Annotated in this window: 12 protein-coding genes; 7 read left to right on the top strand and 5 right to left on the bottom strand. The window is 40.6% G+C overall.

From position 1 onward, the window contains the following. Positions 1–53: 53 nt before the first annotated feature. On the top strand, positions 54–1,286 hold the full coding sequence (locus tag ABIS04_RS04580) for a multifunctional CCA addition/repair protein (RefSeq protein WP_140233560.1): 1,233 nt from the start codon (positions 54–56) through the stop codon (positions 1,284–1,286). 277 nt (positions 1,287–1,563) lie between these two features. Continuing rightward, a complete protein-coding gene (locus ABIS04_RS04575) occupies positions 1,564–1,830 on the top strand; it encodes an Lpp/OprI family alanine-zipper lipoprotein (protein ID WP_137222419.1) in 267 nt (88 codons plus the stop codon). Between the two features lie 459 nt (positions 1,831–2,289). On the opposite strand, the gene ABIS04_RS04570 is transcribed toward ABIS04_RS04575, so the two are convergent. The 4 genes from ABIS04_RS04570 to folB form a co-directional block, all read right to left on the bottom strand. After that, entirely contained in the window at positions 2,290–3,132 is an 843-nt protein-coding gene (locus ABIS04_RS04570) for a putative RNA methyltransferase (RefSeq protein ID WP_140233559.1), read from the bottom strand. Positions 3,133–3,188: 56 nt separating this feature from the next. Then, a complete protein-coding gene (locus ABIS04_RS04565; RefSeq protein WP_350432752.1) occupies positions 3,189–3,989 on the bottom strand; it encodes an undecaprenyl-diphosphate phosphatase in 801 nt (266 codons plus the stop codon). Between the two features lie 63 nt (positions 3,990–4,052). Next, positions 4,053–4,565 carry a 2-amino-4-hydroxy-6-hydroxymethyldihydropteridine diphosphokinase gene (gene folK, locus ABIS04_RS04560; RefSeq protein ID WP_350432751.1) on the bottom strand — a complete coding sequence of 171 codons (513 nt, stop codon included), beginning with the start codon at positions 4,563–4,565 and terminating at the stop codon, positions 4,053–4,055. Between the two features lie 149 nt (positions 4,566–4,714). Beyond that, positions 4,715–5,068: a dihydroneopterin aldolase gene (gene folB / locus ABIS04_RS04555; RefSeq protein ID WP_137222427.1), complete on the bottom strand. Its 354-nt coding sequence runs from the start codon at positions 5,066–5,068 to the stop codon at positions 4,715–4,717. 253 nt (positions 5,069–5,321) lie between these two features. Here folB and plsY point away from each other — a divergent pair, with 253 nt between their 5' ends. Continuing rightward, complete coding sequence (plsY, locus tag ABIS04_RS04550; protein ID WP_350432750.1) at positions 5,322–5,939, top strand: glycerol-3-phosphate 1-O-acyltransferase PlsY; 618 nt, start codon at positions 5,322–5,324, stop codon at positions 5,937–5,939. Between the two features lie 56 nt (positions 5,940–5,995). Here plsY and tsaD read toward each other — a convergent pair whose 3' ends face one another. Continuing rightward, positions 5,996–7,012, bottom strand: coding sequence for a tRNA (adenosine(37)-N6)-threonylcarbamoyltransferase complex transferase subunit TsaD (tsaD, locus tag ABIS04_RS04545; protein WP_137222431.1), 1,017 nt, complete (start codon positions 7,010–7,012; stop codon positions 5,996–5,998). 270 nt (positions 7,013–7,282) lie between these two features. Here tsaD and rpsU point away from each other — a divergent pair, with 270 nt between their 5' ends. The 4 genes from rpsU (at position 7,283) to rpoD (ending at position 11,744) form a co-directional block, all read left to right on the top strand. Continuing rightward, positions 7,283–7,498 carry a 30S ribosomal protein S21 gene (gene rpsU, locus ABIS04_RS04540; RefSeq protein WP_006080725.1) on the top strand — a complete coding sequence of 72 codons (216 nt, stop codon included), beginning with the start codon at positions 7,283–7,285 and terminating at the stop codon, positions 7,496–7,498. A gap of 7 nt (positions 7,499–7,505) precedes the next feature. Next, positions 7,506–7,949, top strand: a complete 444-nt coding sequence (locus ABIS04_RS04535; RefSeq protein ID WP_140233555.1) for a GatB/YqeY domain-containing protein — start codon at positions 7,506–7,508, stop codon at positions 7,947–7,949. Between the two features lie 89 nt (positions 7,950–8,038). Next, positions 8,039–9,766 (top strand): DNA primase, encoded by a 1,728-nt coding sequence (gene dnaG, locus ABIS04_RS04530; protein ID WP_350432749.1) that lies wholly within the window; start codon positions 8,039–8,041, stop codon positions 9,764–9,766. A 151-nt stretch (positions 9,767–9,917) separates the two neighbouring features. Further along, the gene (rpoD, locus tag ABIS04_RS04525) at positions 9,918–11,744 is read left to right on the top strand and encodes an RNA polymerase sigma factor RpoD (RefSeq protein ID WP_137222437.1); all 1,827 of its coding nucleotides are present in this window, start codon (positions 9,918–9,920) and stop codon (positions 11,742–11,744) included. Positions 11,745–11,818: the final 74 nt, after the last annotated feature.

Genomic DNA, 11,818 nt, shown 5'->3' with positions numbered 1-11,818 from the left:
AATCTAACTCTGGTAAGATTTAAGCCACTTATTATTACACGTTGTGGTACGCCATGAAGATTTATTTAGTAGGCGGGGCCGTACGCGATACCCTTCTAAACCAAACTGTCGTCGATAAAGATTATGTGGTTGTTGGTAGCAGCGTTGAAGAAATGCTGGCATTGGGTTATCAACAAGTTGGTAAAGACTTTCCGGTTTTTCTACACCCGAAAACTCAGCAAGAATATGCGCTTGCCAGAACAGAACGGAAAACCGGTTATGGCTACCAAGGTTTTAGCTGTGATGCCAATAAAGATGTCACCCTTGCCGATGACTTATTGCGCCGCGATCTGACGATAAATGCCATCGCACAAGATGAATACGGCAAACTTTATGACCCTTACGACGGAATAGCAGATATAAACGCGAAAATACTTCGCCATGTATCAGATGCGTTTGTCGAAGATCCATTAAGAGTATTGCGCGTGGCCCGTTTTGCGGCACGTTTTCATCACTTAGGCTTTACGATTGCCCCCGAAACCTTACAGTTAATGACCGACATAGCGAATGGTGGCGAATTGGATCACCTCACGCCTGAGCGAGTATGGCAAGAATGTGACAAGGCATTAAGCAGTCAAAGTCCGCACGTTTTTTTCGAAGTATTAAAACAATGCCAAGCATTAGTCGTGTTGTTTCCAGAAATTGATGCATTATTTGGTGTACCACAACCAGAAAAGTGGCACCCAGAAATAGACTCTGGGATCCATACTCTGATGGTCCTCGAACAAACCAGCCTATTAAGCCACAACAAAGCCGTGCGTTTTGCCGCATTGGTACATGATTTAGGCAAAGCCATTACACCGAAACAAGATTGGCCTAAACATCACGGTCATGGTCAAAAAGGCTTGCCGCTGATCAAAGGCTTATGCAAACGCTTACGAGTACCCAATGAATATCGAGATTTAGCATTATTAGTCAGCGATCAACACCAAAATATCCATAATGCATTTGAACTCAGAGCCGAAACCATTATAAAAATCTTTGATAAAGCTGATTTTTGGCGTAAACCTCAACGTCTCAACGAGCTATTATTATGTTGCCACGGTGACCTCAGAGGACGCACTGGATTTGAACAAGCCCCGTATCCACAAGCAGAATATTTACAGCATTGTTATCAACAGGCAAGTGAGGTCGATGTGCAATCAATAATAGCCTCGGGCTATCAAGGTGCAGAGATTAAAACTCAATTACAGCTAAAGCGTATTGAGCTCATTAATGACTATAAATTACAAATGGTTAAAAAGTAACAATCGTGTTACAACTGTATGTGGTCGTATTTATGATAAAGAGCGAAAAAACACATTTTTTAGCAGTGAATTAGCAATAAATCACTAAGATTTATATAAAATCGCTAAATAATGATGCTTTTCGTCCCATAGACTTGCAATTTTCATTTATTTCGCTATTTTAAGTAAATAATCTTATATTTGCCTATAGCAAATAAAAAAAACTGTGACATAATTACCACGTTGCAAAGGCAGACGCCGTTGCACTATTTAACAACCTATATTAAGGGATTTACCCATGAACAAGAAAGTACTGATGATTGCTGGTGTTGCGATGACTGCTTTATTAGGTGGTTGTGCTAACACTACAGCTTTAGAAGAAAGCGTAGCAAACCTAGGTAACAAAGTTGATCAACTATCAGCACAAGTTGGTTCTTTAAAGTCTGAGCAAAGCAAGCTATCTGCTGATGTTAAAGGCGCTAAAGCTGCTTCTATGGACGCACAAGCCGAAGCTAAACGTGCTAACGACCGTTTAGACAACATGGCTACTTCTTACAAAAAGTAAGAATTGCTATTAAAAAATTAGCTTATCTAATAGGTTGATTATTAGGGCTTGATTGTTGATATAACTACTTTGTAGTACTTCAACATCAAGCCTTAATTATTTCTGCTCTGTACAGAAAGCGGTATCAAGCGGTATCAAGCGGTATCAAGCGGTATCAAGCGGTATCAAGCGGTATCAAGCGGTATCAAGCGGTATCAAGCGGTATCAAGCGGTATCAAGCGGTATCAAGCGGTATCAAGCGAAAAATCTAAACACCTGCAGCCTCTCAACACCAGCTTTTTCATTATTTAATCTATGCATTGTTCAACCATTTAATCTTTCTAAACAATCTCACAGAAATCTTAGCATTAGCTCTCATAGCATCTAGCCGCGAGACGTCCTAGCCCTTGGGCTTTAACGTTCTCACCGCATTGTCATAGCTTGTCATCAGCTTTCACGCTTGTTACTTTTTTCACATATTTACAAGCGTTTTTTAAGCGTTATAATTTGCCAATCAAACTCTAAATCTGAAATAGCTGTCGATTTAACGTGATGCTTTAGCTGATCATTTGCACGCCAACCAAATACCGACATATCCAGCAAGGTTAAGGCTTGCTCACCGGTTACCGACTGGGTAAATGCCAATTGTTGCTGTGTATCAATTTCAACATCGTTGGGTAAATTAAGCTGCAGTGGTTTCTCAACTAAATCGGGATAGATTTGCTGTTTAATTTGCCATAAATGCCGAATACCAGGTTGCAATAATACAATCCGACCGTCATCTTTTAAAATCCTAATACACTCTTTACCCTTTAGCGGTGAGTCTAGTACCGTCACGATATCAATTGATTGTGATTCAAAAGGTAATGTCTTTAATGCCAATAGTAATAAGTTAGCCGGTGTTTCAGATTTAGCCGCTGCAAAAATAGCATTTTCAGCATCGGTAATTCCCCAATGCTGGCACGATACATTTGCTTGAGCCAAAGCAGGAACAAGCTGGCGTAAATAATAGCCATCAGCACATTGGTAATCAATATGCTGCAATTCGGTGTCACCACGAGAGGCACACAAGTCCAACAGTACTGTTTGAAGTTGTTTAATTAACGGTGCAAATAAACCTGATTCTAATAAAAAATGACGTCCACGCATTTGCTGACGAGACTCAACTTGTGGCTTAGTTTTAGCCTTAGTATTACTCAGCAATGGCCAGTAGCCCTTAGGGTTTTTATCAAAATGATGTTTGTTGTCGCAATAAAATCCCGATGAAGCTTGATGTTGCTTTAGTGAAGCAGAACACACTGGACATAATAAAGTTAAAGTCATAATTACACTGATAGTTAATTAAAAGATGGAAAACAAAAGTCGCTTAAGTGTTTACCTTAGAGATAAAGCAATCCGAGCAATACCGCACCAAGCGCAAGGCGATACAATACAAACGGTGTCATGCCAATTTTGCTAATAAACTTTAAAAAGAAATGGATACATAAATACGCAGCAACAAAAGATACAACAATCCCTAAACCAAGCGCTTGGTAATCAATAGGGGCTGGGCTTTCAACTAAATCTTTTGTCACTAATAACGCTGCACCAAAGCTAACAGGTACAGACATTAAAAATGAAAAACGAGCTGCAGCGTCACGAGTCAGCCCTAACATCAATGCTGCTGTCATGGTAGCACCAGAACGTGACGTGCCAGGAATTAATGCCATAGCCTGCGCTAAACCGATAAGCAAAGCCTTTTTCCAGCCCATTTGAAATTCGGTTAACTGTGCCTTTGACATTCTATCTGCAAACCAAAGCAGTAAACCAAAGACAATAGTCGTGATAGCGATAACTAAGGTATTTCTGAAATGGGTTTCAATAAAATCTTTCGCCGTAAAGCCCACAATAACCGCAGGAATTGTCGCCAAAATAATCCACCAAGCGAGTTTACTTCCTTGAGTTTGTTGCTTACTTACTATGCTGGTAAACCATGCTTTGGCTAGGCCGATAATCTCATGGCGGAAGTAAATAATCACCGCAAATAAGGACCCAGTATTCACCGCAACATCGAATGATAATCCTTGGTCTGTCCAACCTAATATTTGCGATGGCAAAATTAAATGTGCCGAGCTAGAAATCGGTAAAAACTCTGTTAATCCTTGGATTAATGCCAGCAGAATAACTTGAAACGTTTCCATATTTGTCCTTGTGAGTTTAACTTCTCAGATAGCCATGATCTGGTAACTAATACCTAATAGCGATTAATGTGGTACGGGTAATATTTCTGCTGGGAACTCAAATACAATAGGCCATAATTGCTGGCTTTGTTTATCATAATGTTGCCAAAGAGTTTGATAGTTTTGCAATGTCACCGGATGGCATAAATTAGGCACTAATTCAGCCAAAGGCCATAATACAAATGCATTAAACAATATTTCACCACGGGGTAATTCAACGGGAATATCACAAATAACATCGTCATACAGCAACAAGTCAATATCAAGGCTTCTTGGACTAAATTTTTTCTCGCCTCTAATACGGCCGTTGTCTTGTTCAATTTGCTTAAATGTTGCCACAACTTGAGCAATTGATAAATCAGTATCAGCAGCCGCCACCATATTTAAAAAGTTAGTGCCTTTAAATCCTACTGATTCACTTTCAAAAACGCGAGATAACTGAAGTGGACCAAAATGTTGCTGTAAATCAACCAAACCAGCCTTAAGGTGGTGCTCAGGTGAAATGTTAGTTCCTAAGCTAATGTAAATACGTGCCATTGACAGACCTAATGCTAAACAATAAAAAGAAAATATGGCTTAAATAACCTGATCTCGAGGTAAGAGATGAAAATATAATAATAAAGATAAATTTTAGTTATTATATCTATCAAACTTGCCATTTGTGTTACTAACTAAACGAGTTTAGGTTAACAACTACCGCGTTCAATCTCTACACCGACTGAAGCCGCATGAGGAATGGCACCAGGTTTCATCACCACCACTTTTACCCACGGCACATTAAATTCATCTTGTAGGCAATGAGCAATCATTTCAGCGACAGTTTCAATTAACTCAATCGGCTTTTCAGTAATTAATGACGTTAATCGATTTGATACTGTTTCATAGCATAATGCCTGCTCGTAACTATCGTTGGCCGCAGCAAGGCGATTATCCCATGCCATATCCAAATCGATAAGCAAGGTTTGATGAAGCTTTTTTTCCCATTCATAGATACCGATAACGGTCTCTATCGCTAACTGACGTATGAGTACTTTATCCATATTAATCTCTACCTTAATCCACGTTAAGAAAGCCCAATATCATGATAATCAAACTTTATTTCCGATTATATGCTTAATAATCCACATTTAAGCTTTTTCCTAATGAATTAAAGCAGTAGGATAGGCATTATTATGTAATTAACATCAACCAAATAGTTAATGTTAACGCGAAGGCGGCTTCAGTGGATACTGAAAATTACTTGTCTCGCAAATGAATGCGCGATGATACCCTAAGAAGAGTAAGGAAACCAATTTGAGCGCCGTTACTGTCACACTATTGATGATCATTACTGCCTACTTGGCTGGTTCGATCTCAAGTGCCATACTGGTTTGTAAAATAAGAGGTTTACCTGATCCAAGAACCAGCGGTTCTGGCAATCCTGGTGCCACTAATGTGCTACGTATTGGTGGTGTAAGCTCGGCTGTCATGGTGCTTTTTTTCGATATGCTCAAAGGTGCATTACCTTCATATCTGGGCTACAAAATTGGACTTGATGCCGCATCGTTAGGTTTTATTGCTGTCAGCGCTTGTTTAGGTCATATATACCCAATATTTTTTGGTTTCAAAGGGGGTAAAGGTGTTGCGACAGCTTTTGGCGCAATGGCACCCATTGGTGGTGATTTAGCTCTGTGTTTAATCTTAACTTGGATTGTATTTGTTCTATTAACCCGTTATTCATCTGTGGCCGCAATGGCAACAGCCACCTTAGCGCCTTTTTATACATGGTGGTTAGACGAACGATTTATTCTTCCCGTTGCCATGTTATCAACCCTGATTTTAATTCGTCACAAAGACAATATTGGTCGCTTGCGTATTGGTAAAGAAACTAAGATGACCCGAAAAAAGTCCATTAAAAAACCCAAGGCTTAATAGCATTAGGTTTTCTATTCGTTTAAACAGCTTAGCAACAACGTAAACGAGTCAAATTAATCAACCGCAGGTAACGTGTCCAAAGGCCATCTAGGTTGACCTTTAACCGCAAGTCCTTCTATATGTCCCGCACGTAATCGCTGTAATCCTGCATACGCAATCATGGCACCATTGTCAGTACAAAACTCCCCACGCGGATAATAGACTTGACCACCTAAGTTGGTCATCATCTCAGCCAATGACTCACGTAAACGCGTATTAGCACTGACACCACCGGCAACCACCAAACGTGTATAGCCAGTCTGTTTTAACGCACGTTTGCATTTAATAGCCAAGGTATCAACAACAGCTTCTTCAAATGCTCGAGCTATATTGGCGCGAGTTTGTTCATCATCAGGCTCTTTAGCAATTGTATTAGCCGTAAAGGTTTTTAATCCAGAAAAGCTAAAATCTAATCCCGGTCTATCAGTCATTGGGCGTGGAAACTTATAGCCTGCAGGTAAACCTTTTTGAGCCAATTTAGCTAAACGAGGTCCGCCAGGGTAATCTAATCCCATTAACTTGGCCGTTTTATCAAACGCTTCGCCAGCTGCATCATCAACAGACTCACCAAGCACTTGGTAACGACCAACGCCTTCCACTTGCACTAACATTGAATGACCGCCAGAAACTAATAACGCTAAAAACGGAAACTCAGGCGCATCATCTTCCAACATGGGTGCCAATAAATGGCCTTCCATATGATGTACACCAATTGCAGGTTTGTTCCACGCATACGCTAACGAACGTCCAACACAAGCACCAACCAGTAATGCCCCTATTAAGCCAGGTCCTTTGGTGTATGCCACACCATCGATATCATCTAAACTTGAATCAGCTTCTGATAAAGCTTGCCTAATTAAAGGCACAATTTTACGAACATGATCACGAGAGGCTAGCTCAGGCACCACACCACCGTAATCGGCGTGTAATTTAACTTGGCTGTATAACACATGTGACAATAAACCTAATTTATCGTCATATACTGCAACCCCAGTCTCGTCACAGGATGTCTCAATACCAATAACCCGCATAATCTCTCGTCTTCATTAAAAATAAGGCCGACAATTCTACCCGTCTATGGGTAAATACTCCAATATTTCAGCATTTATAGATGCAGAGATTTGATTAAATGAAACTGTTCCGCTTTAGTCGAAGAGAAAATCAATCAGGGGTTTACAAATGGTCGCCACTCGGTGTAAAATTCCGCACCATTTTAAATAGCCTTTGGTTTGAGTTGAATCGCTAAAAATGTTTAGTCGATTTAATCATCCAGCATAACTACACCTAAGGGGTGATGGCGTATGCCAATAATTAAAGTACGTGAAAACGAACCATTCGACGTAGCTCTTCGTCGTTTCAAGCGCTCTTGTGAAAAAGCTGGTATTCTAGCTGACGTGCGTGCTCGTGAATTTTACGAGAAGCCTACTACTGCCCGTAAGCGTGCAAAAGCAGCTGCAGTTAAGCGTCTAGCAAAGAAGCTTTCTCGCGAAAACGCACGTCGCGTACGTTTATATTAATCTCATTATGAACTTAACCGATCAGCTAAAAGACCAAATGAAAGAAGCCATGCGTGCTAAAGAAAAAGTGCGCTTAGGTACAATTCGTATGGCACTTTCTGCCATCAAACAGATTGAAGTGGATACCCGCGAAACTCTTACTGATGAACAGACAATAGCTGTATTAACCAAAATGGTTAAACAACGCCGTGATTCGATTGCTCAATATGAAGCAGCGAATCGTCCGGAGTTGGCAGCTATTGAAGCAGAAGAAGTTCGAGTTATCGAAAAATTTCTGCCGACACCGCTAACAGAAGATGAAATTGCAACGATTATCGATGCAACTATTACTGACGTTGGTGCTGCATCCATGGCGGATATGGGTAAAGTAATGGGAGCATTAAAATCTAAAGTTCAAGGACGTGCTGATATGAGTGCCATTGGTACAATGATCCGCGCTAAATTGAAGTAATCAAGTTTTAATGTTGAATAAGCCGTGCACTTGCACGGCTTGTTTGTTTAAATCAGTTGATAAAGTAAATTCGAGAACAACAGCAATCAATGGCGATACCTCGTGATTTTATCAATGAGCTAATAGCTCGAGTAGACATTGTCGATCTAATCGATCGAAAAGTGCCGTTAAAAAAAGCGGGTAAAAACCACTCGGCTTGTTGTCCTTTTCATAGCGAAAAATCACCCTCTTTTACCGTCAGCAGAGATAAACAGTTTTATCACTGTTTTGGTTGCGGTGCCCATGGCAATGCAATTGATTTTGTCATGGAATATGACCGCCTAGAATTTGTTGATGCCATTGAAGAACTTGCGGGTCAACTTGGTCTTGCCGTACCACATGAGCAAGGCACAGGGAAAAGACCTGATCAAGGATTAAGTCGAGATCTATACGAACTGATGGAAGAAGCCAACCTCTTCTATCAAAGCCAACTTAGGCAACATAACGACAAACAAAAAGTCATCGATTACCTTGATTTTCGCGGATTATCAAGTGAAGTGGTTGAGCAGTTCGGCATTGGGTTTGCACCCGATGGTTGGGATGGTTTACTGGGTCGTTACAGGCAAAATTTGCCCGCCCAAGATAAATTATTAACAGCAGGCATGTTAATTGCCAATGATAGCGGTAAACGCTATGACCGATTTCGTGACAGATTAATGTTCCCAATACGCGATCGTCGGGGTCGTGTTGTTGGATTTGGCGGAAGAGTTTTGGGTGACGGCACCCCAAAGTACTTGAATTCTCCAGAAACGCCCATATTTCATAAAGGTAATGAACTTTATGGTTTATATGAGTTAAAGCAAAAACACCGTGACCCACAAAAAGTATTGATTGTTGAAGGGTACATGGATGTTGTAGCGCTCGCCCAATTTGGGGTTGATTACGCTGTAGCATCATTGGGAACAGCAACGACGGCAGAACAATTTCAACTGTTATTACGCAGTGCAAAGGAAGTTATTTGCTGTTACGACGGCGATAAAGCAGGAAAAGCAGCTGCTTGGCGTGCTCTTGATACTGCTCTTCCTATATTGAAACCGGGTGTTCAAGTTAGGTTTATGTTTCTCCCTGAAGGAGAAGACCCTGACTCATTAATTCGCAAGATTGGAAAAGAGGAATTTGAAAGTCGCTATTCAGCAAGTAGCACATTAGAAACTTTCTTATTTGATAATTTAGCGTTAATGCATGGTCTGAATGAAGCCGCATTGACGAAAGATGCTATTTCGTACATTGAAAAGGTACAAGACAGTGTTTTACAAGGAATATTGTTAAAAAATTTAGCATATAGAATGAAAAAAAATAACATCATTGAATTAAGACGAGATATTAATATCAATGTTGTAAAACAGAAACCATTAAATGCAAAAGGCTTACAAGGTCGCGGCACGCCATTAAGACTGGCTATTGCCCTCCTAGTCCAAAACCCAAGTTTAGGCTTTGGTTTGGCAAAACAGCCTGCACTAGATCGATTACAAATGACCGGCATAGAATTGCTCAATCATTTGTTAGATATAACTCGAGAGCAAACGTTAAACAGCGCACAACTACTTGAAATGCATAGAGAGCATAACCAAAAAAGCACTCTAATAAAGCTAGCCCAATGGGAACATCAAGTGGCGGATGAAAACGTATTGCCAGAGTTTAAGCAAACCCTGATTTGGTTGAATAATCAATATATCGAACAACGATATCAGGAATTAAGCCTAAAACAGGCTTTAACAAAAGTTGAAAAAATGCAGTTAACAAAGCTGATTTCGATAATGAAAGGCATAGCAAAGTAATACGCAATATATTCGTTAAGAATCTGCGTACAAACACTGCCATGGACTAGCTAAGATTAGTCCACACAGCTATAATTGACGATTTGCGCGCCACTTAGCACAGCTAAGTTGGCCTATCGTTTTATCAGTTACCCAAAATTGGATGATATCTATGGATCACACTCCGCAGTCGCAACTCAAACTGTTGCTCGCTAAAGGTAAAGAGCAAGGTTACTTAACCTATGCAGAAGTGAACGACCACTTACCTGCAGACATGGTCGATTCCGATCAGATTGAAGATATTATCCAGATGATAAATGACATGGGTATCCGCGTTTTTGAAGAAGCGCCAGATGCCGATGACATGATGATGTCGGAAGACAACACAGACGAAGATGCTGCAGAAGAAGCAGCGGCAGCTCTCGCAACCGTAGAAAGTGAGCTAGGCCGAACCACAGATCCTGTCCGCATGTATATGCGTGAAATGGGTACGGTAGAGCTACTTACTCGCGAAGGCGAAATTGTTATTGCTAAACGTATTGAAGAAGGTATCAACACTGTACAGAGCTCTGTCAGTGAATACCCTCAAGCGATCGCAATGATCTTAGAGCAATTCGATAAGTATGAAGCCGAAGAATTGCGCTTGTCTGATATTATCTCTGGATTTATCAATCCTGACGACGATGACGTCGCACCAGCAGCCACCAATGTCGGTTCAGAATTAGCTGATAAAGACAAAAATGACGATGATGACGATGACGATGAAGAAGAGGAAGAAGGCAACAAAGGGCCTGATCCTGAAGAAGCTAAAGAGAAATTCACTCAACTCAGAGAAGCTTACGAAAAAAGTTTAGCCATTATTGCTAAAAAAGGTCGTGACCACCCTGAGGCGATAGGCTCATTATTTGTTATCGGTGAATTGTTCAAAGAATTCCGCTTAATCCCTAAACAATTCGACCGTTTAGTGAAAAGCATGCGCAGCATGATGGATCGCGTGCGAGTTCAAGAACGTTTAGTTATCAAGCTTTGTGTTGAACAAGCTAAAATGCCAAAGAAAAACTTTATTAAAGCATTCACAGGCAACGAAACTAATTTAGATTGGTTTAACAAAGAAAAAGCAAGTAGCAAGCCTTACGCAGAAGCTTTGCGTTTGATCACCGACGACGTAACACGTTGTGTGACCAAGTTAGGTGCTATTGAAGTAGAAACCGACTTAACCATCGCAGGCATTAAAGACATTAACCGTCGTATGTCTATCGGTGAAGCGAAAGCGCGTCGTGCTAAAAAAGAAATGGTTGAAGCTAACTTACGTTTGGTTATCTCTATTGCTAAAAAATACACCAACCGTGGTTTACAATTCTTGGACTTAATTCAAGAAGGTAACATTGGCTTGATGAAAGCGGTAGATAAGTTCGAATACCGTCGTGGTTATAAGTTTTCAACTTATGCAACGTGGTGGATCCGTCAGGCAATCACCCGTTCAATCGCTGACCAAGCACGTACAATTCGTATTCCAGTACACATGATCGAAACGATCAACAAGTTGAACCGTATTTCTCGTCAAATGCTTCAAGAAATGGGCCGTGAGCCTTCTCCTGAAGAATTAGCAGAACGTATGATGATACCTGAAGATAAAATTCGTAAGGTACTGAAAATTGCTAAAGAGCCAATCTCAATGGAAACCCCAATCGGTGACGATGAAGATTCGCATTTAGGTGATTTTATCGAGGATACTACCCTCGAGCTACCATTAGACTCAGCAACCAGCGAAAGTCTTAAGAACGCCACACACGAAGTCTTAGCAGGCCTAACAGCCCGTGAAGCCAAAGTACTGCGCATGCGTTTTGGTATCGATATGAATACCGACCACACATTAGAAGAAGTGGGTAAACAATTTGATGTAACACGTGAACGTATTCGTCAAATTGAAGCCAAAGCGTTACGTAAGTTACGCCATCCTTCTCGTTCAGAAATCTTAAAGTCATTCTTAGACGAGTAAGAATCCTGAAACCATATTGAAAAAACCTGCTTCGGCAGGTTTTTTTTATGTCTAAATGCCAAAAATTGCTTAAC

The organism is Shewanella sp. H8 (genome assembly GCF_040285065.1).
In the GTDB taxonomy this organism is placed as follows: Bacteria; Pseudomonadota; Gammaproteobacteria; order Enterobacterales; family Shewanellaceae; genus Shewanella; species Shewanella polaris.
Note: the sequence above shows the minus strand (reverse complement) of the source record. Positions and strands in the feature narration are given on the sequence as shown.

What these genes read in the sequence shown, in the direction of transcription:
- folB (WP_137222427.1), bottom strand. Translation starts at nt 5,068, where the DNA reads ATGGATAAAGTACTCATACGTCAGTTAGCGATAGAGACCGTTATCGGT.
- ABIS04_RS04535 (WP_140233555.1), top strand. Translation starts at nt 7,506, where the DNA reads ATGAACTTAACCGATCAGCTAAAAGACCAAATGAAAGAAGCCATGCGT.
- ABIS04_RS04570 (WP_140233559.1), bottom strand. Translation starts at nt 3,132, where the DNA reads ATGACTTTAACTTTATTATGTCCAGTGTGTTCTGCTTCACTAAAGCAA.
- ABIS04_RS04565 (WP_350432752.1), bottom strand. Translation starts at nt 3,989, where the DNA reads ATGGAAACGTTTCAAGTTATTCTGCTGGCATTAATCCAAGGATTAACA.
- rpoD (WP_137222437.1), top strand. Translation starts at nt 9,918, where the DNA reads ATGGATCACACTCCGCAGTCGCAACTCAAACTGTTGCTCGCTAAAGGT.
- tsaD (WP_137222431.1), bottom strand. Translation starts at nt 7,012, where the DNA reads ATGCGGGTTATTGGTATTGAGACATCCTGTGACGAGACTGGGGTTGCA.
- folK (WP_350432751.1), bottom strand. Translation starts at nt 4,565, where the DNA reads ATGGCACGTATTTACATTAGCTTAGGAACTAACATTTCACCTGAGCAC.
- ABIS04_RS04575 (WP_137222419.1), top strand. Translation starts at nt 1,564, where the DNA reads ATGAACAAGAAAGTACTGATGATTGCTGGTGTTGCGATGACTGCTTTA.
- rpsU (WP_006080725.1), top strand. Translation starts at nt 7,283, where the DNA reads ATGCCAATAATTAAAGTACGTGAAAACGAACCATTCGACGTAGCTCTT.
- dnaG (WP_350432749.1), top strand. Translation starts at nt 8,039, where the DNA reads ATGGCGATACCTCGTGATTTTATCAATGAGCTAATAGCTCGAGTAGAC.
- ABIS04_RS04580 (WP_140233560.1), top strand. Translation starts at nt 54, where the DNA reads ATGAAGATTTATTTAGTAGGCGGGGCCGTACGCGATACCCTTCTAAAC.